The organism is Pedobacter psychrotolerans (genome assembly GCF_004340665.1).
Lineage (GTDB): Bacteria > Bacteroidota > Bacteroidia > Sphingobacteriales > Sphingobacteriaceae > Pedobacter > Pedobacter psychrotolerans.
Genome location: NZ_SLWO01000004.1, coordinates 221,233 through 241,728, shown reverse-complemented (window position 1 = coordinate 241,728; position 20,496 = coordinate 221,233). Strand labels below are relative to the sequence as shown.

The 20,496-nt window shown below is 36.4% G+C and carries 16 protein-coding genes; 5 read left to right on the top strand and 11 right to left on the bottom strand.

All coding sequences use genetic code 11. The features are described 5' to 3' along the window. Positions 1 to 61: 61 nt before the first annotated feature. A complete protein-coding gene (locus EV200_RS11495) occupies positions 62 to 532 on the top strand; it encodes an Lrp/AsnC family transcriptional regulator (protein ID WP_029284374.1) in 471 nt (156 codons plus the stop codon). Positions 533 to 873: 341 nt separating this feature from the next. On the opposite strand, the gene EV200_RS11490 is transcribed toward EV200_RS11495, so the two are convergent. The 3 genes from EV200_RS11490 to EV200_RS11480 form a co-directional block, all read right to left on the bottom strand. Beyond that, entirely contained in the window at positions 874 to 1,530 is a 657-nt protein-coding gene (locus EV200_RS11490) for an alpha/beta hydrolase (protein ID WP_132532709.1), read from the bottom strand. Next, positions 1,530 to 2,210 carry a uracil-DNA glycosylase gene (gene ung / locus EV200_RS11485; RefSeq protein WP_132532707.1) on the bottom strand — a complete coding sequence of 227 codons (681 nt, stop codon included), beginning with the start codon at positions 2,208 to 2,210 and terminating at the stop codon, positions 1,530 to 1,532. The genes EV200_RS11490 and ung overlap by 1 nt, the downstream gene beginning before the upstream one ends. Before the next feature lie 71 nt (positions 2,211 to 2,281). Beyond that, entirely contained in the window at positions 2,282 to 2,800 is a 519-nt protein-coding gene (locus EV200_RS11480) for a TlpA family protein disulfide reductase (protein WP_132532705.1), read from the bottom strand. 116 nt (positions 2,801 to 2,916) lie between these two features. On the opposite strand from EV200_RS11480, the gene EV200_RS11475 reads away from it, so the two are divergent. The 3 genes from EV200_RS11475 to EV200_RS11465 all read left to right on the top strand — a co-directional run bounded on the left by EV200_RS11475 (position 2,917) and on the right by EV200_RS11465 (position 5,190). Next, positions 2,917 to 3,456 carry a DUF2892 domain-containing protein gene (locus tag EV200_RS11475; RefSeq protein ID WP_029284365.1) on the top strand — a complete coding sequence of 180 codons (540 nt, stop codon included), beginning with the start codon at positions 2,917 to 2,919 and terminating at the stop codon, positions 3,454 to 3,456. Between the two features lie 148 nt (positions 3,457 to 3,604). Continuing rightward, positions 3,605 to 3,988, top strand: a complete 384-nt coding sequence (locus EV200_RS11470) for a cation:proton antiporter domain-containing protein (RefSeq protein ID WP_229676737.1) — start codon at positions 3,605 to 3,607, stop codon at positions 3,986 to 3,988. A 647-nt stretch (positions 3,989 to 4,635) separates the two neighbouring features. Continuing rightward, positions 4,636 to 5,190 carry a pyridoxamine 5'-phosphate oxidase family protein gene (locus tag EV200_RS11465; RefSeq protein WP_132532703.1) on the top strand — a complete coding sequence of 185 codons (555 nt, stop codon included), beginning with the start codon at positions 4,636 to 4,638 and terminating at the stop codon, positions 5,188 to 5,190. A gap of 92 nt (positions 5,191 to 5,282) precedes the next feature. Here EV200_RS11465 and EV200_RS11460 read toward each other — a convergent pair whose 3' ends face one another. The 8 genes from EV200_RS11460 to EV200_RS11425 all read right to left on the bottom strand — a co-directional run bounded on the left by EV200_RS11460 (position 5,283) and on the right by EV200_RS11425 (position 19,048). Further along, positions 5,283 to 5,495, bottom strand: a complete 213-nt coding sequence (locus tag EV200_RS11460) for a hypothetical protein (RefSeq protein WP_132532701.1) — start codon at positions 5,493 to 5,495, stop codon at positions 5,283 to 5,285. A 120-nt stretch (positions 5,496 to 5,615) separates the two neighbouring features. Continuing rightward, complete coding sequence (lysS, locus tag EV200_RS11455) at positions 5,616 to 7,325, bottom strand: lysine--tRNA ligase (protein ID WP_132532699.1); 1,710 nt, start codon at positions 7,323 to 7,325, stop codon at positions 5,616 to 5,618. Positions 7,326 to 7,462: 137 nt separating this feature from the next. Further along, positions 7,463 to 9,751: a GH92 family glycosyl hydrolase gene (locus EV200_RS11450; protein WP_132532697.1), complete on the bottom strand. Its 2,289-nt coding sequence runs from the start codon at positions 9,749 to 9,751 to the stop codon at positions 7,463 to 7,465. 63 nt (positions 9,752 to 9,814) lie between these two features. Beyond that, entirely contained in the window at positions 9,815 to 12,025 is a 2,211-nt protein-coding gene (locus EV200_RS11445) for an alpha-N-acetylglucosaminidase (protein ID WP_132532695.1), read from the bottom strand. A 1-nt stretch (position 12,026) separates the two neighbouring features. Then, entirely contained in the window at positions 12,027 to 13,253 is a 1,227-nt protein-coding gene (locus tag EV200_RS11440; RefSeq protein ID WP_132532693.1) for an acyltransferase family protein, read from the bottom strand. 203 nt (positions 13,254 to 13,456) lie between these two features. After that, positions 13,457 to 15,055 (bottom strand): RagB/SusD family nutrient uptake outer membrane protein, encoded by a 1,599-nt coding sequence (locus EV200_RS11435; protein ID WP_132532691.1) that lies wholly within the window; start codon positions 15,053 to 15,055, stop codon positions 13,457 to 13,459. Positions 15,056 to 15,066: 11 nt separating this feature from the next. Then, on the bottom strand, positions 15,067 to 18,108 hold the full coding sequence (locus EV200_RS11430; RefSeq protein WP_132532689.1) for a SusC/RagA family TonB-linked outer membrane protein: 3,042 nt from the start codon (positions 18,106 to 18,108) through the stop codon (positions 15,067 to 15,069). A 52-nt stretch (positions 18,109 to 18,160) separates the two neighbouring features. Next, positions 18,161 to 19,048: an inositol oxygenase family protein gene (locus EV200_RS11425; RefSeq protein ID WP_132532687.1), complete on the bottom strand. Its 888-nt coding sequence runs from the start codon at positions 19,046 to 19,048 to the stop codon at positions 18,161 to 18,163. A gap of 413 nt (positions 19,049 to 19,461) precedes the next feature. Between EV200_RS11425 and EV200_RS11420 the strand changes: the two genes are divergently transcribed. Further along, positions 19,462 to 20,469, top strand: coding sequence for a LacI family DNA-binding transcriptional regulator (locus EV200_RS11420; protein WP_132532685.1), 1,008 nt, complete (start codon positions 19,462 to 19,464; stop codon positions 20,467 to 20,469). Positions 20,470 to 20,496: the final 27 nt, after the last annotated feature.

The following is a 20,496-nucleotide window of genomic DNA, read 5'->3' as shown; positions in this document are numbered from 1 at the left end:
TTATGTTAAAATTTAGAATTTAATTTGGTTATGTTTGTGTTCTCAATACCTTTGAATTTATATGGCATCAGAATTAGATAAAATTGATTTTAAAATTTTAAGAATTTTACAAGAAAATGGTCGCATTACTAATTTGCTACTGTCACAGGAAATTGGATTGTCTCCAGCCCCAACATTAGAACGTGTTCGTAAATTGGAAACGGCTGGTTTTATCAAAAGCTATCATGCCTTAGTAGATGAAGAGAAACTTGGTTTAGGTATTAAAACTTTTATCCAGATCCAACTGGATTTTCATAAAAATAATACGATTCAGATTTTTCTGGATGAAGTGAATCAGATTAAGGAAATTACAGAATGTCATCACGTTACCGGTCAGGCAGATTTTCTTTTAAAAGTTTATGTTAAGGATATCAAATCATATGAGCGTTTAATTATGGAGAAGATCAGTAAAATTTCTGTAGTTAAAACTTTTCAAACGATGATGATCATGTCGACTACAAAGAAGGAACCAATTGTACCTTTAGAGTATTAACCCCAAACCCGTAAAGGGGCTTTTCGTTGCCATCGCCATATGGTCACGAAGAATCGTTTTCTTCAACTTGATTCCGGATCTCAAACAATAAGGTGCTGAACTAAATTCAGCATGACGATTCGTTTATGGATTCGTCCTTGCGATCCGAAGGGTAGGCTTAACCGTATGGAGTGAAGCAACCTAATCGTGCAAAGAGATTACTTCGTCGTTCCTCCTTGCAATGACGACCTACCGTGGATCCGTCCTTGCGAACCGAAGGGTAGGACTTAGGAATGGAGTGAAGCAATCTGATTCTGTAAAACAGATTGGTTCTTCGTCCTCATCAGCAATGACAAAACCGATTAAATGAACTTCTGGATTAATTTATTAATGATTTCTGAAATCTCCCTGGCATTCTGATAAACCATAAAATGCGTTCCTTGATTAATTATATAATCGACTTTTGCGGCGCTGGAATATAAAATTCTATCACTCGTACCGTGAATTTGAACAAGATTATTTGGTTTAATTGCGTTTTGCCAAGTAATAATGCTACCAATTGCCCATTTCAAAAATTCCGGATTAGTGTCTGCTATAATTTTGCTTAATAATATTTTCTCTTCGATTGTATTTGCCCCAAAAAAATAATTTCCTGTAATTTTATTAGATGATTTTAATATCCATGATGGGATGAGTTTAATTAAACCAAATTTCCCGGCTAAGCGATATATAAATGGCAATTCATCACTTAAAACGGTGCTGGATATTACAAGTGTTAGCTTTGGATTTAGTGTTTTAGCCATTTCTACGGCAATCATTCCTCCAAATGAAACACCTACCAATATAAATGGTGATGAGACATCTATGATTTCACTTAATCGTTTTGCATAATCTGGAAGTGATTCTCTTTTTAATGATTTAATCCATTCTATATGAATAATATGAATCCGCTCATCAAGTTTAATTCTAGAAAAAATCCTTTTATCGGCACCTAAACCACTAATAAAATAAGCATTCATTAAGCCGGTAATTTCCAGTCAATAGGTGTCAAATTATTTTGGATGAGCAACTGATTGGCTTTTGAAAAATGTCCAGATCCAAAAAAGCCATTATATGCAGAAAATGGAGAGGGGTGAGCTGCTGTAAGCACATAGTGCTTTTTCTGATCAATTATTGAAGCCTTTTGCTGTGCATATTTTCCCCAAAGTAAAAAAACAATATGTTCACGTTTTTCAGAAAGGGATTTGATAATCTCATCCGTAAAAATTTCCCATCCGCGATTTTGATGAGATCCGGCTTCTGAAGCACGAACAGTTAAGGTGGCATTTAAAAGCAGTACACCTTGTTCTGCCCAGTGTGTCAGGTGGCCATGCAGGGGCGCTTGAAATCCTTCAATATCAGTCTCAAGTTCCTTATAAATGTTTTTTAATGACGGTGGAACAGTCATGCCACGTTGTACGGAAAATGAGAGGCCATGTGCTTGACCAACACCATGATAGGGATCCTGACCTAAAATGACAACTTTAACCTGGTCAAACGGAGTAGTGTTTAATGCCCTAAATATATCTTGTCCTTTCGGATAGACTGTTGCACCTTTTTCCTTTTCCTCTTTTAAAAAAGATTTGAGATTTTTCATGTAATCTTTCTCAAACTCTTGATCTAAAACGGCTAACCAGCCGGGTTCTAATGCAGCAGACATAATGAATTGTAATTAAATAAATTTAAAAGTGATATAAGTAAAGGTATTAACCTCAATCAGAGAAAAATAGTTTATGATTTCTTTTTATAAATAGCCAATAAATCTCCTTCTAGTGTTGTTTTCGGGCCTTCAATAATTCTGCCCAATTCTATTCCCTTATGATCATAAATAATAAATGTAGGAACCATTTTAATATCCAGGCCGTCTATTATACCATTTTCAGCTTTCTTATGTCCGTCAACTGCAATAAATTCAATATTTTTTTCTTTAAAATGTAATGCATCCATAATTTTTAAAAAATTCGGAACATTTACTTTACTATCGCCACACCAGGTACCAAAAACAATTTTTATTTTTTCCTTTTTAACCAGCTTTTTTAATTCAATCATCGTGGCAGCATCCGGGGTGTAAGCAGCATACAAAGGATCATACATCTCTTTAAATTCAGGAAAAGTTGCCATGCCTTCTCGTGTGCAAGCGTTGATTAAGATATCTTTATTATGAACTTGATCGTGTATTTTTTTATTTATTTCTTGTGCGGAAACATTCATTGCTGATATGACTAATATAATGGATAGGAGTTTTTTCATGTTAAGAAAGAGAATTGTTGTATGAGTGAAATTTTTAATGAAATTATTGTTTTAAAAACTAATTTCTGCCATTTAAAAACGATATTTGCAAAAAAATAATAATTAGAATAAAATTTATGCCAAATATTATCAGATTAATTGCGGGGTTTGCTTTACTGGGTGGCGCAGTAGCTTTATTTATTTTCGGTTTCTGGCCTTGGGGCATTGTTGCCATTTTATTGGGCATTATTGTATTGGTAACTTATTTCTTTAATGAAAACATGCTATTGGCACAATGGTTTTTAAGAAAAGATAATATGCCAAAAGCAAAAATGTTTTTGGATCGAATTACCAATTATGAAAGTCAATTGATTAAGGTTCAACATGGATATTACAATTTATTAGTGGGTTTAATTGAAAGCAGAACAGCACCAATGAAATCTGAAAAATACTTTAAAACGGCTTTAAGTTTAGGAATGCAAATGGATCATAACATTGCTTTAGCTAAATTGAGTCTGGCTGGAATTGCAATGGCAAAGCGTAATAAACGTGAAGCTACACTTTATCTGGCAGAGGCTAAAAAGGCAGATAAGAATAAGTTATTGGCTGATCAGATTAAACAAATGAAAGATCAAATGGGTATGATGGATAAGCAACAACAAGTTCGTTATCGCTAATTCATACGATATTGAAGAAAAAGGAGTCAAATTTATTTGGCTCCTTTTTTTATGCCCATAATGATTTATTAAAGTCATAATCTAAAAATAATTTTAGACGAGTCGAAATTTTTAATATTTTGGAGGTTTATCGATCCTCATCAATATTATGGAATTATATTACTCTTTTTCAGTGCTTATTGTTTTAGCATCATTTTTCTCTTATTTAAATCTCCGATACCTCAAACTTCCATCCACTATCGGGATTATGATCATCGCTATGATCAGTTCAATTGTATTGGTTTTAACAGGTAGCTTATTTCCAAAAACCTTCGATCATTTTTCTACATTGCTGCAAGATGTAGATTTTACGGAAGTACTGATGGGGGCGATGTTAAACTTTTTGTTATTTGCTGGTGCCATTCATATTAACCTGGTTGATTTAAGAGAACAAAGAGCACCTGTAATTATTTTCTCTACGGTAAGCGTGGTCATTTCCACTTTTGCTGTAGGCGCATTGGTATTTTATATTGATTTTACTTGTCCTTTATGATAAAAGATCCTGAATCAAGTTCAGGAGGACGAGCGAGAGGAATTACGAGTTTATTTCGCAAGCTGTTTAGCTATTTGTACTTCAGATAAAAGATCCTGAATCAAGTTCAGGAGGACGGGCGATGGGTGTTTGATGAATAAATTCTAACCAGTCGCTGTCATGCTGAAGTATGAAGCATCTCTAACCTATGGACTGCGGAAGTTCACTCACTCACTGTACTAAATTCCCGGGTTGCTGCAATACGTATTTTTTATAAAAGGATTATATATATTCCTTCGGATAAAAGATCCTGAATCAAGTTCAGGAGGACGAGCGATGGATGTTCGATGAATAAATTCTAACCAGTCGCTGTCATGCTGAAGTATGAAGCATCTCTAACCTATGTAGTGGGGAAGTTAACTCACTCACTGTACTAAATTCCCGGGTTGCTGCAATTCCGTGAATTTTTTTGAAGGATTATACATGTCACTTTGGAGAAAAGATCCTGCATCAAGTTCAGGAGGACGAGCGAGGAGAATTTACGAGTTTTATTTCGCAAGCCATTTAGTTATTTGTACTTCAGAAAAGGATACAGGATCTAGTTCATTTCTGAAATAGTTAAAACCAAAGCTTGTTATTTATTGTAGTTTATAAAAAATCTTATATCTATGGCAACATCACAAGAAGGAAGTACAAATAATACTCAGGAAGAAGGAAACATTCAGGATTTAGGTGGCCATGAGGCCATTGAAAAGCTACGTGGTTTGGCAGAGAAAGCCGAAAGCTGCTTCTTTTGTACCAGCATTAAAACAGGAGTTCCATTATCAGTAAGGCCTATGGCTATTCAGCAGGTTGATGATGAAGGAAATCTTTGGTTCATGAGCTTAAAGGATAGTCATAAAAATGATGAAATTTCATCTGATCCGTTTACGCACCTTTTATTTCAGGCTGGTGCACATTCTGGTTTCGTTAATATTTACGGAATTTCAGAAATTAGCAGAGATCAGGCTAAAATAGATGAACTTTGGACTCCATTACTTAAAACCTGGTTTCAAGGTGGAAAAGATGATCCAAACATCACACTCATTAAAGTTATTCCTTCTGAAGGATATTACTGGGATACTAAAAACGGATCTGCAGTTGCTTTCTTAAAAATGGCAGCATCTGTAGTAACCGGAAAAACAATGGATGATTCGGTAGAAGGATCTTTAGATATCGACTAAAATTACTAAAGGTTAAAGGTTGAAAAGTTATACGTTTAGACTCAGCGCATATTTTGCGATTTAACCTGAACATAGAACCAGAAACCTTTAACCTATTTATCATCTAAGTTATCGTAACCTTCCAGTTCTTCTCTTTGAGATCTTTTGCTTAAGATATCATCATCTTCATGCTGTGTTCTGGAAAAAAACAATGCTTCAGCCTGGATTCTTTTGATCAATTGGCGAACCAAAGTTAAATCAAATGCATCTTTACTCAGTTTGATGCAATATTCTCTTTCATTAATTTCTAAACTTGAAGTATTCATATGGCAATGATTTAATTATCAATTGCTGTAAATATAGAAAAGGCCTGCTAAACAGTTGTTAGCAAGCCTTTTAATTTTATGTTATGTTTTTGTTAAGATCAGTTACTCCATAGAGCAAGTTTACTTATGCGAAAGGAACAATCCGTCATCAGTTTTAGTAACTTTTAGAATCCCTTTTGAGGTTAATGCTTTTAATGTGGTATCCCATTTCTTGTTGCTCCAATCGGTTAACTTACCTTTAATTTCAGTTAAAAGATGCTGTTCATCTTCATTTATAAGAGAATAAAGTTCTGTTTCCTCAGCAGTCATCTCGATTTTCTTTTTCTCCGGACGCATTTGAGGGAAGAACAATACTTCCTGAATGGTGCTTTGATTTGTCATTAACATCACAATACGATCGATACCAAAACCTAAACCTGAAGTAGGAGGCATACCATATTCCAATGCACGAACAAAATCATCATCCATTGCCATGGCTTCAGCATCACCACGATCAGCTAGGGTTAACTGATCTTCAAAACGTTCTCTTTGATCAATAGGATCATTTAACTCAGAATAGGCATTTCCAATTTCTTTACCATTTACGAAGATTTCAAAACGCTCTACCAAGCCTTCAGCTGAACGGTGTTTTTTGGCCAGTGGTGTCATCTCAATTGGATAATCGGTGATGAAAGTCGGCTGAATTAAATTTGCTTCTACTTTGGCACTGAAAATTTCGTCTACCAATTTACCACGCCCCATTGTAGAATCGGTTTCAATATCTAAATCCTTGCAGGTTTGAATAAGTTCATTCTCATTCATCGCAGATACATCTATTCCGGTATATTTCTGAATAGATTCATACATGGTTAGCTTTTCGTATGGTCCTTCAAAGTTGATATCATTTTCGCCGACTTTAACTACTGCTGAACCATTGGTGGCGATTGCCACTTTTTCTAGACACTCTTCCACCATAGCCATCATCCAGATATAATCTTTATAGGCTACATAAATTTCCATAGAGGTATATTCTGGATTATGCGTGCGGTCCATTCCTTCATTACGGAACATTTTTCCGAACTCATAAACACCGTCAAAACCAGCAACAATTAATCTTTTTAAATACAATTCATTTGCAATGCGCAAATAAAGTGGCATATCTAGAGTATTGTGATGTGTGGCAAAAGGACGTGCAGCTGCGCCACCATGAATGGGTTGTAGAATTGGTGTTTCCACTTCCATCCAACCTTGGTTATCAAAATAATTACGCATTGAATTAATCACCTTGCTGCGTTTGATGAAAATCTGTTTGTAATCTGGATTTACCGTTAAATCTACATAACGCATGCGGTAACGCAATTCCGGATTGGTGAAACCATCATACACATTTCCGGCATCATCACGTTTTACAATAGGTAACGGACGTAAGGATTTAGCTAAAACTTTAAATTCAGTAACATGGATAGAAATTTCTCCGGTTTGTGTGGTAAATACGTAACCCTTTACACCTATAAAATCTCCAATATCCAATAACTTTTTAAATACCGTATTGTATAAGGTTTTATCCTCATCAGGACAAAGTTCATCTCTTTTTAAATAAACCTGGATACGTCCTGTTGAATCTTGTAATTCAGCGAATGATGCAGCACCCATGATATTGCGACCCATAATCCGGCCTGCTAAACTCACCGTTTTGTAAGCAGTTTTATCTTTTTCGTAATTTGCTAAAATATCTGCAGCAGTTACATTAACGTCATAAGCCTCTGCCGGATAAGGCTCTATACCTAACAGACGTAATTGTTTAAGCGATTCACGTCGTAATATTTCTTGTTCTGATAATCCTATACTCATTTCGGGTATTTTTTGCAAAAGTAATGATTTTGAAAATATAATCGCATCTGATCAAAATATTTATCAGACATTAAAAATCGATTTTAACCTCACCAATCGGATGATATATACTTAGCGTGGGAGATTAATACATCAAATTATTTTTTGGATAATAGCGGTTTTTCCTGAAGATAAAAAGTCAGTAGCCCTCCGCTAATCAATTGTTGATGCGTGATTTCATTTTTCAGCAGTATTTTTCCATTTAAAATGATCTTCGAAATGTAAATGGCATTTTTGCTTGATTTTACCGTTTTAATATTTAATTTCTTACCCGTGTTAAAAGAAATAGTAGTTTGATTAAATGATGGGCTGGTGATTTGATAAATACCAGAAACCGGGTCTATCGGATAAAATCCTAGTGATGCAAAAACATACCATGCTGACATTTGCCCTGCATCATCATTTCCACTTAAACCGCCTGCACCTTCATCATATTCTTCATCCAAAATCCTGGCTACTTGTTGCTGTGTTTTCCATGGACTGGAGGTATTGTTATATAAAAACGGAATCTGATGTCCGGGTTCATTTCCATGCCAGTATTCCTTTTTTGCGAAAATGGAATCAAGTTCGTTTTCTAATTTTTTTTTGCCGCCCATCAATGAGATTAATCCTGGCAGATCATGAGGTACATAAAAGGTATACTGCCTCGGCGTTCCTTCAGTAATATAAGGCTCACGGTGATCAGGAAGATAGGGTTTATACCAATTGCCATTGCTGTATTTACCCCTCACCATACCAACTTCCTGATCAAAGATGTTTTTGTAGTTTAATGCTCTTTTAGATAGTGTGTTATAGTCATTCTGTTTACCTAAATCTTTTGCTATTGTGGAAAGGGCATAATCATCATAAGCGTATTCTAATGTTCTGCTTACCTGCTCCTTTTTGTGGAAGGCATTTGGAATACTATCTTCCATAGGAATATAACCATATTTTAAATAACTGTTAATACCTCGTCTGCCTTTACCATTGAGATAATCGGCAGAATCAGGCATTTCAAAAGCATTTTGTCTCATTAAACGGTACGCTTCATTAACATCATAATCCCTGATCCCTTTTTGATAAGCAGATGCAATAAAGGCCGTGCTATGATCGCCAATCATGGCAGCAGTATAGCTATTCCAGCAGGGGAAAATGGGTAGCCATCCGCCCTGACTTCCTTTTAGGATTAATGAATTGACAAACGAATTAGCCATTTTTGGTTGTAGTAATTCAACCAGTGGCAACTGCGCCCTATAAATATCCCACATGGAAAAGTCATCGTAATAATTGCCTTTACTTATCTTTTCGTTTTGATAGTTGCCTGCAAAACGTGGGTAGGAGCCATCAACATCATTAAATAGCCTTGGATGTTGCTGGGCATGATATAAGGCGGTATAAAATATTTTCTTCTTTTTTTCACTATCATCATTGATTTTAATCTGCGCTAAAGACTTTTCCCAGTATGCTTTGGTATTTGTCCTTACAGCATCAAAACCATCGGAATTGATTTCTTTTTCCAGATTTGCCCGTGCTGCTGCGATACTCGTGAATGATGTTCCAGAGCGAATAATAAGTTCTTCCCCTTTTTGCAATTTGAACCCTGCGAATACACCAAGATCTTTTTTATTGCTAATGGATGGCTGATTGGAATGTGTTCCTTCGGTGTAAGTGCCGCTTATTGTAAATGCCTTTTTGATTTGGATAAAGAAATAGCCACTAAAGCCAGCCGGTTGTCCCCATCCTTGATAAATCCGGTGAACTGGATTATAACCAGAGATTTCGCCCTTTTCCTGATCAATTTTTATAAAGCCTTTATTTTGATCGCTATTTGGGCTGATTAAAATATATACACTGTCGCTTTTCAGCGCCGTGATCCTTATTATGCCACTTCGGAGTGTAGCCGTAATTTCAGTTTTCAGCTGATGTTTTGGTAAAGTAATGCTGTAATAATCCGGACTAGCAACCTCATTCTCATGATTGTAATCATCTGCTACTTCATTCCAACTGGTTTTTAACTGACCGGATATGGGGGTGATGGTGAAGCTTCCGTAGTCTTGCGTACAGGAGCCACTAATCCAGTGTGTTGCTCTAAACCCGTAAATTTTTTTGTTGTTATAATAATAGGGGGCAAGGCATTTGGTTTCACTAAGCTGTGTTTGTGGCGTCCACTGCGTCATGGCAAATGGAGAAGCAACCGCTGGTATGGTATTCGCCAACCGTTCAGTTTTGTCTTCAATGTGCTGGCTAGCCATGGTTGTACTGGCTGATGTACCTGAAAATGGTTGTACATATTTTACAAGGGATTGTTGCTGACCATATGAAAAATAGCTAAGCAGGATAACCTGTGAAATGACTAATGAAAAGATGATACAGTATTTGTTATTATGCTTATTGTGCTTTTCTATCATGGTATTAATGCTGTATCTGGTTTATGTAGCTAATTTATTATAATTTACGGAAGAGCGATGAAATTATTGATGCGCAATAGCCATTAACTTACGGTATTTCTGGTGCATTTCAATTGAAGTATTTATGGGATTACCGATAGGTTGAATAGGATAATCCTTTCTTTGATTTACCCATTTCCATTCCCATTCACTCACCTCTTTATTAAATTTTTTGAGGTCTAAAGTAGTTCTTTCATTTAATGATTTTGCTGCACGTCTGAAGAAAAGTTCCCATCTGGGTTTATAGAAATCATTTAATAAACCGCTCCACTGCCTGCAGGCATATTCATTGAGCGGGTTTTTAGCATCGCCCCAAAGGGTAATCAAATCCTTCGCATTCATTTCGTAAAGGGCTTTTTCTTCAGGATTTGTACCCCACTTTCTGGCTTCGCTTACCCATGGCCCAAGGAGGAAATCCTTTCTGGTCGCAAGGAGTTTATCCATATCGGTAATCAGCTGAATAAAGTTTTGGCTTTCTGTATTGAACCTTTTTGAATCCTTTTGTTGATAGGCATCAACAACTTTTCGCTGAACAGAAAGTGCATAATTGGCCATTACCTGACGGGTTATATCAACAATATCGTATTGAAAGCCATCACTTTGTTTGCATGTTGGTGCTGCTTTTACAAATTCATCCCAGGCAGGTAGCAAATCACGTTCATTATAATTAAGTGTTGTCTTGGCCCAACGGGTAAGGGAATCAAAAGTTGGCCTGGCCTGTATGATGGATTCTGCTCCATCTCTGATGTATTTATCTTCAGGAACAGTATATACCGTTTTTCTTAAAATTTCCCATGCTTTTAAGGCATTGGTGTTTTTATTTCCATATCGGTTGAATACGAATTTTGGTAACCATGTATTCAGGTCAATTGGAGTGGTTCGCCAGGTATTTTCCATCATGAGCTCATAGAGAACAGGGTTTTGTTCAATCCCCTCCATCGTCAGTCCGATCCCCTTCATCTTTCCACTCTTTGGATCATTTAGTGCCTGGGAAGGAGCATTGGCAACTACGTCCATTCGGCCAAATAGGTTGGTGTTTCCACCGAAATTATGAAGCATATTCCAGATCCACGGCTTGCCATAAAATCCTGCAGTACGTTTCCAAACCGGCTCAATTTCTGTTGCCAGATCAAGTAGAATCATTTTATCATTCGGAACTGCCTTTAAGAGTGCTTCTGTTTGTGCTTCCTTCCAAAATTTCCTGTCGCTATAAAAAAGCCATCCCTGCATCACCCAAATTGCTTTTGGATCAGCGGCCGACATGCCATCATATATTCTGGCACTCAACTTACTTAGAAATTCAGGTTCGGCAGATGGTGGTTCATTTTCATTGAAAGTATCGGCTGAATAAAGGTGATCGGTACCCAACATTTCTGTTTGTTTTTGAAGGAATTTCTTTCCAATCATCGCAAACATGGGGTCTTCTGAATCCAGAATGTACGTGTCTGCAAACCCATTGGTCCAATTAGTAGCTTTTAGTTTTGCATTAGGGAATTTATTTTTAAAAGCCGCAGGTACGTGCCCCGTAAAGGCAGGCAATACAGGTTTCATTCCCAATGATCTTTCTCTTTCTAAAATTTTCTTTTGTAATTCGAAGTGGCTTTTCATCCAGGTTACCGGAAGCGGACCACCCCAGCCATCGATGTTACCCATCCAAAACCACGAAAAATATGCAGGCCCGGTAAAAAAGCCTTTTAACTCTTCATCCGAAAAACCCATTTCTTTATAAAGTAAATACCAGGTGTATTCTTCTCCTGTTATCGCCAATGGAATATTAATGCCATGTAATGCCATCCAGTCGATTTCTTTTTCCCATCTTTCCCAATCCCACCAACTCATGCTGTAATTAAAGGTGCAATAATTAAGGTAATACCGATATTCATATGGCGTTTCCTTCCTTATTTTTTGGGTTACTTCAGGAAGGTTTTTAGGGACATTCAGGTTGGTGCCATTCCAGGTAATCTGGCAGTGAGCGTATTCGGTGAGGTAATAATAAAAGGCAGAAGCCAGGGCTACACCACTGCTTCCTCTTAAAATAATTTTTTTGTTTTTACTTTCTATTTCAAAAACATCCATTCCATTTTTAGCATCGATGCTTTCGGTGATAAAGGAACCATGTAATTTTGGCAACACCCTTTGAATTAATTGATTAGAAGATGCAAGATAATCTTGTGACCAACCATTGCTGGAAGTCAGGATGAAGAGTATAGCAGCGAATATAATTTTTAATTTCATGTTAGATTTTTAGGAACCACTTTTTATCGTAAAGAAACTTTAAGAGTAATAATTGTATAAGTAAAACACCTGTCCATAAGCCTGCTTGTTGCCAGGCCATTGGTATTTGGTTAATGAGTCCTCCGAAAAGAAATTGTGAGGTAGATTCAAAATTAAGAAAACCATGTGCAAAAATATAAATGAGTATGGAATTGGTACCCATCCATACAAATGGCATACTCCATTTTTTTAGCGACTTCACATCAATGATGTAATAGAAGATTGTGAAAAGTAAAATGCTCCATCCTCCGGCAAAAAGCACGAATGAGCTGGTCCACATGGTTTTGTTAACCGGAAAAAATAAGCCCCAAGTTAGGCCGGTGATCAGGCATAAGACACCTCCTAAAAATAACCCCATTAGCTTCTTTTGAATGCTTAAAAGAGGAGAGGCAGATTTGATAAAAGTACCAACAAAAATACCCATCATTGCGGAACAGATTGCAGGGATGGTACTGAGTAATCCCTCAGGATCATATACCTTTCGATGCAGTTTACCAGGCAATAATATCCTATCTATATAAGCGGAAAGATTGCCTTCGGGTGTTAACACTCCGCGACCAAAATGGGGTATAGGTACATAAGCCATAAATAGGTAATAACCAATGAGAATGGCGAAGAACCAGATAATTTGCTTTGGCAGTGAAAAATTTAAATAAATTAATGCGGCAAAAAATGTAGATAATCCAATTCTGGCGAGCACACTGGCAAACCTTGTATTTTCATATCCATTCCATTTAAAAAGGCCATTTACAATAACGCCCAGCAAAATTAAAATGAGTGTTCGCTTAATTAAAGCTTTATAGATGGGCTTTGAAGAATGGTTACCTGTATTTTTTTGGTCGAAATATTTTTGATAGGAATATGGCATAGATACTCCCGATATAAAAATAAATAATGGGAAAATCAGGTCATAGAAAGTGAAGCCATTCCAGGGTGAATGGTGTAATTGATTGCTGATACCAATTAAAATCCGTTCAAATATAGATAGGTTTTCATTTGTGGCGATAGTCCAATCTTTAGGATTTTGAACCAATGCATACTTTTCTTTTACACCATTTGCTAATCCATGAAAAATCCCTTCGCCGCTTACAATCCAGAACATGTCAAAACCCCTCAATGCATCGAGTGAAATCAACCGTTTGCTTTTTTGGTCAGGCAATTTTGCTGCTGTAATTTTTGCGGTGTCCATTTGTAGATTGTAAATTAATATGGCGGGTATCCAGAGGTAAGAACTTGTGCCTGTAATGAAACAGAAGTGAGTAATGGAAATAAAAAAAGTAATCGTTTAATCATAGAGATGAATTTGGGTATTTTTTCTGAATAACCTGTAATGAGGAAGAACTTTCTCTAAACACTATTTTAGAGAAAGTTCTTCTTTACCGTCCTTTAATTTTAATTATAACCCGGATTTTGTTTCAGTTTTGGATTTAAAATCATTGCTGATGCTGGAATTGGCATCAAACGATGGAATGTTTGCGCATCTGTTTTAAAGCCCCATTTTCCTTCAAACTTACCAAAGCGAATCATATCATTGCGGTGCCAGCATTCCCATGCCATTTCTCTGCAACGCTCTTTATATAAATCTTCTAATGTTACGGCAGCCCAAGCTGGAGAAGTGGTTCTAGCAGCTCTCACTTGGTTAACTAAAGATAAAGCAGTTTGACCTAATGTTGGTATAGCACCACGAAGGTTTGCTTCTGCTTTCATCAGCAGAATATCCGCATATCTGAAAATGGGTACATCATTGTTCTGGTTTCTATTGGATGAGGTGCTGTCACAATAGAATTTGTTATTGCGGTAGCCCATGTTCCAGGCGATTTCGTCGTTTCCGGCATCGAATGGTCTGGAAGCATCACGCAAAGTAACGTTAGGCATAATATTTACCTTATAAGTCAGAGTATCTCCACCATCTGATCCTGTATAGAATTGATCATAACCTTTCTTAGTTGTGAGTACAGTAACTGGAGAACCATCAAATTTAAATTGAGGTCCTGTAATCCATTGCGCATTTCTTTTATCATTCGGATCGTTAAAGTTTGCATAGTACTCCGGTAAAGTGCTCATGGGGGCACTTGGTGTGTGTTTTAAACTATACTTTGCTTGTAATGATCTTGGTAATGAATAACGGGCATAAAACATATATCCGTTGCTAAATCCAGGATCGTAAGGAATAGCGAAAATAAATTCTTTTATCTGAGAACCATTATCAATGAAGAACATTTTGTGATAATCAGTTTCTAAACTAAATGGTGTACCCGTAGCAGAAATAATCGCGTCGCACATTGCCGCTGCTTCATTATAGCGAGCGGTACCAGTGTAAACTTCAGCGTTAAGATACATTTTTGCTAGAATGGCGTAAGCAGTGTACTTGGTTGGCCTGCCATACGTTGTGGCTCCTGTAGTAATGCTTAAGTTTGGCAGTACATCCTTAAGTTCTGCTTCGATAAAATTAAAAACCTCAGTTCGGGATTTTGTTTCAGGAGATGTTGTTTCTCCAAAAGAAGTTACAATCGGGATGTTACCCCATAAATCCATCATCATGAAAAAAGCAAGCGCTCTTGTGGCCCTCAATTCAGCAACTGCAGCTACTTTACCGCTTGATGCGGGTGCACTTTCAAGTAAAAATAAACTTTGATTTGCTTTACTAATGGTGCCTGAAAGCCATGACCAGCCACTATTCACATGTCCGTTGTCTTTATCCCAGGTGTGTTTGTGATGCTGCTCAAAACGTCCTCCATCGTACCAGTTACCACCTCTTGCAGGCATAATTGATTCATCTGTACTTAAAGATTGCATGAAGAAGTAATCCGTACCCCAATTTTGTCTCAATTGTACATAAACCTGCCCCGTTAGTTGTATAAAGTGTTGATCTGTTTGTGGAAATGTTTCAGGCGTTAATTGTGTTTCCACTTTTAAATCTAGTTTATGGCAGGAGCTTAACACACTCAATGTTAATATTGTTCCTGCGATATATTTAATAAGACTTTTCATCTTCGTTGATTTTAATTAAATGATACGTTTAAACCAAACAAGAATGTTCTGGTTTTAGGATAAAAGTTGTTGGTATCTACACCTGGAGCGATACCTCCTTGATTAATCTCTGGATCGATTCCTTTGTAACCAGTGATCACAAATAAATTATTAGCAGTGGTATAAATTCTTAACGAATTCACGCCTGGAATAAGTCCCTTTTTAAAGGTATAACCTAACGTCGCGTTATCTAACCTCAGGTAACTTCCATTTTCAATAAAACGGCTTGAATATTTATATGAGTTAAAATCTGCTACCGATTCATTTTCTACTTCAACTGGAATATTAGTAAATTGTGCGGTACTTGGGCGGAATAAATCAGCACGCGTTACATTCATAATTTTACTACCCAAAACTGCCCTCATGAAAATACTTAAATCGAAGTTTTTGTAACGCAGATTATTGGTCCACCCAACTAATGCTTTTGGTTGTGCATTTCCTAATATATAATAGTCAGTTTTGTTCAGTAAACCCTGCGTTTTTATATTTCCAGCAGCATCATAATACTGAGAAACACCATTTGCATCTTTACCAGCATAATTGAAAGTATAAAATGTTCCGATAGCCTGTCCAGGTGCTAAAATCTGCAATGTTGCACCACTTTGTCCTGCTCCATCCGGTGTTATAGTCAATCGGTTATCAATGTTGTATCTACTATCAGATAGTGTAATGATTTTGTTCACATTTCGGGCTAGGTTAATTCCAGTAGTCCAACTGAAGCTATCCGTAATTACTGGTGTGCCGTTTAAAACTACCTCTATACCTTTATTGCTTAATTTGCCCACATTTGCGGTAAGTTGGCCAGAAGGATAAAGATTTTGATCAACATCGAAGGTTAGAATTAAATCAGTGGTTCGCTTATTGTACCAATCGACTGAACCACTTAATCTTCCGCCAAATAAACCAAAGTCTACACCTAAATTGGTTGTTGCTGTTTTCTCCCAACGTAAATCTGGGTTTTCATTTTGGATAGCACCATAAGCGCCTTCTCTAGGTGAGCCATTATAATAAAATTGGCCTACCTGCCCATAAATAAGTTTAGTTGTTAGTGGTGCAAAACCAAGTGAGTTTCCGGCAATACCATAACTTCCACGCAGTTTTAATGATCTGATCACATTTTGATTTTTCAGGAAGTTTTCCTGGTCGATATTCCAGGCTGCACCAACCGATGGAAAATAACCCCATTGTTCGTTTTTGCCGAATACATTGGAGCCATCTCTTCTAATTGATCCCTGAATTAAGTATTTGTTTTTATAATTATAGTTAACCCTTGCAAAATCAGAAATCATTAATATTTCCTGATATATAACATCTGGATTAAAGTTTACCCTAAAATCGCTTACAGCATATGGGTTTCCTAAACTTAAATTATTATAACCAACCTCGTTAACCGGGAAATTGGTAGATGTAGCTTGAAAACCATCATTATTTAAAGATTGCTGATAAGAATATCCAACTACCGCATTAATATCATGGTCCCCGAACTTCTTATTCCAGGTAAGATAAGTTTCTAAAATTTTATTTGTATTTTGATATGCATTTCTCAATGCAACACCATTTTGGCCAACCAATGATACAAATGTAGGATTTGCGGGCGGATCAGGTGTGTTTCTTACATTGTTGTAACGAGAAGTATAAATACTATTATAAAATGCACCATAAACATTCTGTGTATTTTGGTAAGAAACATTGATGTCATACGTAAATCCAAAAGGCAATTTCAAATTAGCACTCAGGTTTCCTAAAATATTTTTGGTTTTTAGGTTTTCTTTTCCATTTTCTAACATGGAAACCGGATTGTAATAGCTGGTTTGAACTAGATTGTCAAAATAACTTCCATCTGGATTTCTTACCGGAGCTGTCGGCAAGTAAGTAAGCATTTGCGAAAGAATTGTGTTTCTGTAAGGAACCAAATCTGCATTGCTCACAGAATTGCTTAAATTAAATGAAAGTTTAAGTTTGTCATTGAAAGCTTTTTGCTCCACACCAACACGGCCAATAAATCTATCTAAACCACTGGTTTTAATAATTCCTTGTTGGTTAAAATAGTTTACACTTGCGTTGTAAGTTGTTTTTTCTGTCCCTCCACTTAATGAAATGTTATGATTTTGAGACATCGCGTCGCTTCTTTGCACTTCATCTTGCCAATTGGTGTTGGCACCTTTATCATTCGCTGGCGTTAATGCAGAATTATTTTTCGCTAAAAAAGCACGTAATTGATCTGCATTCATCATCTCATATCTATTTGAAACATTCTCAACTCCAAAATAACCGTTATATGCAATTTGAGTTTGTCCGGCGACACCTTTTTTGGTTGTGACCATGATGACACCGTTTGCAGCCCTGTTTCCATAAATGGCGGCTGCAGCAGCGTCTTTCAGTACGTCTATAGAAGCGATATCGTCAGGTGCAATAATGGAAATGTCAGCACCCACTACACCATCAATTACAAATAATGGAGATTGCGCACCTTCACGAAGTGTAGAAGCACCTCTCATAATAATCGCTGCGTTACGGTTTGGGTCTCCGCTGCGGGTAATGTTCAATCCAGGTACTTTACCTTGTAACATCTGGCCAACATCACTAATTGCTCCCTTGTTCAAGTCATCTCCTTTAACAGTGGAGATTGAACTGGTTAAAGCCTTTCTGGTACTTTTACCATAACCAACTACCACCACATCAGTAAGTGATGAACTGGCTTCAGTAATGATTACCTGATAGGTTGATGCAGCAGCTACGGTAAGTTCTTTGGTTTCATATCCTAAAAAACTGAAAACAATTTTATCTCCCGTTTTTGCTGAAATACTGAATGATCCGCCTGTGCCAGTTGAAGTAACTTTAGTACTTCCTTTTACTGCAACAGAAGCACCAATGATGGGCTGGTTGGTATTGTCTAATAAATTTCCTGAAATTTTGCGCTCTGTTTGTGCATAAACATTATTGAAAGATTGCCCAATGAGTAAGAGAACCAGAAGAACAAAACTATACTTAAAGTGCGTAAAGTTAATTCCCATGAGTGAGTAAAATTAAGTTCATAAATAATTTGTTTGATTTAGTTATTGTTAGTTAAAATTTAATTGTAGGAGGGAGGTATTTCGCAACCAATGCTTTGTAGTAGGGCTGTAATTCTTCCCAACTCTTTTGGTTAGGGTTTTTAGAATATAAATCATATGGATTGAACAGTCTTACCCACTTAAACATTTCGTGGTCTTTTTCACTCATCAAATGATCATATGCATTTTCCCGGTGTTGCGAATAAAACGAATGATAACGCAGCATATATAATCCAGATTCGGGTAAATAAGGCTTCATCATGTGGTATACGTATTCATCATGCCCCCATGACATATCCACGTGATCAAGCCCGCAATTTTGCGTATAAACGCCAAGTTTGGTTTGGTAAACGGGATTATGGAAATCAGGGTTTGCACTAAAAAATTCTGAATACACAATTTTATCTGAATAAGCACAACCCACCGGAAAGGTATCACCCACAACGGCCCATTGCGGCTCGCCATATAAGCAAAGCACTTTGCCCATATCGTGAATCAGTCCAACCAATACCATCCAATCTGGGTGGCCATCATTTCGTATCGCTTCAGAAGTTTGTAAAAGGTGCTGCATCTGATCTAAATCCGTGTCAGGGTCAGAATCATCAACCAGTTTATTTAAGAAATCAAACGCATTCCAGATTGGCATTTCTTCTTTATCAAACTTTAAATAATCAGCTTTTTTCTGCTGAACAAAATCATAAGTTTGATAAGTATGATTTAATCTGTAAAATTCTTTTACGCCATCTTTTTCAGTTTCTTCATAGTTCCTGAACTGATCTTCTTTTTTATCTGCATTAATGCTGGTTGGATCAGGATAACGGACTAATAAATCCTCTTCCCATTGATCAAGATTTTTCAAAGGATTGTGATCATCCTTTGAAACGATATTTTCGTTTCTCATAAGATTAGAAATGATTTGGTTAAAAATTATCTTTTTGGTTTCCTAAAGTTGAGTTTTTGAAACCTTAAAATTTTATGATTTACCGTTTTTATTTACTTAAACGATTACGTAAAATTCAGCAAAATTTAGTGCAGCGATGTTTATTAATATTTTAATGCTGATGGGTTAGAAGGTTAATTGGTTTGTAACCAGTATGTTTTAATAAAGTATTCTACCTTTCTGCTGGGGTATTATTATGATAATTATTTTATATTTTCGCAACTGGAATTTGATAAGCCAGCAGGAATTGATAATTCCAAGCGGTTCAAAAAAGTAACTCTAACTAATTAAAATTCATATTCAAAATAGTTAAGAATAAACTCTTTGTTATCGCAATCATAAAAAACAAACAAACAAAACATAAATAACGAAGAATGTCTGGAGAGGTTAATATTAAACGATTAGCACAAGAACTCAATATTTCTATTGCAACTGTTTCTAAGGCACTTAATGATAGCTATGAGATTAGTTTAAAAACAAAGAACAGGGTTTGGGACCTGGCTAAACAGCTTAATTATACACCAAATCCTGCAGCCAGTAATTTAAGAAGCAATAAGACCAAAACCATCGCCGTAATTATTCCTTTTGTGGCCAATAATTTTTTTTCAAGGGCAATTAAAGGTATTGAGGAAATTGCCAGAAAGTACGGGCACCATGTATTGATTTATCAAACGCACGAAGATATTGAAATGGAAATGTCTTTCACCAATAGTTTACTCAATGGGCGGGTAGACGGGATTCTTACTTCAGTATCTAGCAGTGAATATAATTTAGATTATTATAAAAATCTCGTGAAGAAAGTACCATTGGTGTTTTTTGATCGGGTTTATAAAGATTTGGATGCTTATAATGTAGCCACCGATGATTATGAAATTTCATATGATGCCACTGTTCATTTAATTGAGTGTGGCTGTAAAAAAATCGCTTATTTATATGGCTTAGAAAATTTGCCTGCTGGCAAAGCAAGGTTTTCTGGTTTTGAAGATGCTTTGCAAGATAACGGATTAATGGTAGATGATCAGTTGGTGATCAAATATGTGGAGGATGAAGAACAAAATTTAAAACAAATCAGTGATCTACTAAGTCAGCATCAACCTGATGCACTTTTTTCATCCATAGAAGAATTTGTAATTCCAGCTTATACCGCCTGCAAAGCACTCAAGTTCCAGATTCCGGAAGATATTAAAATCATAAGTTTTTCAAATCAGGCTACCGCGCATCTCCTGAATCCATCATTAACCACGATAACACAACCAGCTTTTGAAATTGGCCGTGAAGCCGCTACCTGCCTGTTTAAAATTTTAAACAAAAAAGGTCATGGAGATGATCAGGACATCATTCTTAAATCAACTTTAATCAAAAGAGAATCTACAGGGTGTTAGGTGTAATTCGAACTCATTTAAATAATT

Coding starts and splice junctions, on each gene's coding strand:
- EV200_RS11490 (WP_132532709.1), bottom strand. CDS start 1,530: ATGAATGCTTATTTTATTAGTGGTTTAGGTGCCGATAAAAGGATTTTT.
- EV200_RS11480 (WP_132532705.1), bottom strand. CDS start 2,800: ATGAAAAAACTCCTATCCATTATATTAGTCATATCAGCAATGAATGTT.
- EV200_RS11460 (WP_132532701.1), bottom strand. CDS start 5,495: ATGAATACTTCAAGTTTAGAAATTAATGAAAGAGAATATTGCATCAAA.
- EV200_RS11495 (WP_029284374.1), top strand. CDS start 62: ATGGCATCAGAATTAGATAAAATTGATTTTAAAATTTTAAGAATTTTA.
- ung (WP_132532707.1), bottom strand. CDS start 2,210: ATGTCTGCTGCATTAGAACCCGGCTGGTTAGCCGTTTTAGATCAAGAG.
- EV200_RS11475 (WP_029284365.1), top strand. CDS start 2,917: ATGCCAAATATTATCAGATTAATTGCGGGGTTTGCTTTACTGGGTGGC.
- EV200_RS11425 (WP_132532687.1), bottom strand. CDS start 19,048: ATGAGAAACGAAAATATCGTTTCAAAGGATGATCACAATCCTTTGAAA.
- EV200_RS11435 (WP_132532691.1), bottom strand. CDS start 15,055: ATGAAAAGTCTTATTAAATATATCGCAGGAACAATATTAACATTGAGT.
- EV200_RS11450 (WP_132532697.1), bottom strand. CDS start 9,751: ATGATAGAAAAGCACAATAAGCATAATAACAAATACTGTATCATCTTT.
- lysS (WP_132532699.1), bottom strand. CDS start 7,325: ATGAGTATAGGATTATCAGAACAAGAAATATTACGACGTGAATCGCTT.
- EV200_RS11420 (WP_132532685.1), top strand. CDS start 19,462: ATGTCTGGAGAGGTTAATATTAAACGATTAGCACAAGAACTCAATATT.
- EV200_RS11440 (WP_132532693.1), bottom strand. CDS start 13,253: ATGGACACCGCAAAAATTACAGCAGCAAAATTGCCTGACCAAAAAAGC.
- EV200_RS11430 (WP_132532689.1), bottom strand. CDS start 18,108: ATGGGAATTAACTTTACGCACTTTAAGTATAGTTTTGTTCTTCTGGTT.
- EV200_RS11445 (WP_132532695.1), bottom strand. CDS start 12,025: ATGAAATTAAAAATTATATTCGCTGCTATACTCTTCATCCTGACTTCC.
- EV200_RS11470 (WP_229676737.1), top strand. CDS start 3,605: ATGGAATTATATTACTCTTTTTCAGTGCTTATTGTTTTAGCATCATTT.
- EV200_RS11465 (WP_132532703.1), top strand. CDS start 4,636: ATGGCAACATCACAAGAAGGAAGTACAAATAATACTCAGGAAGAAGGA.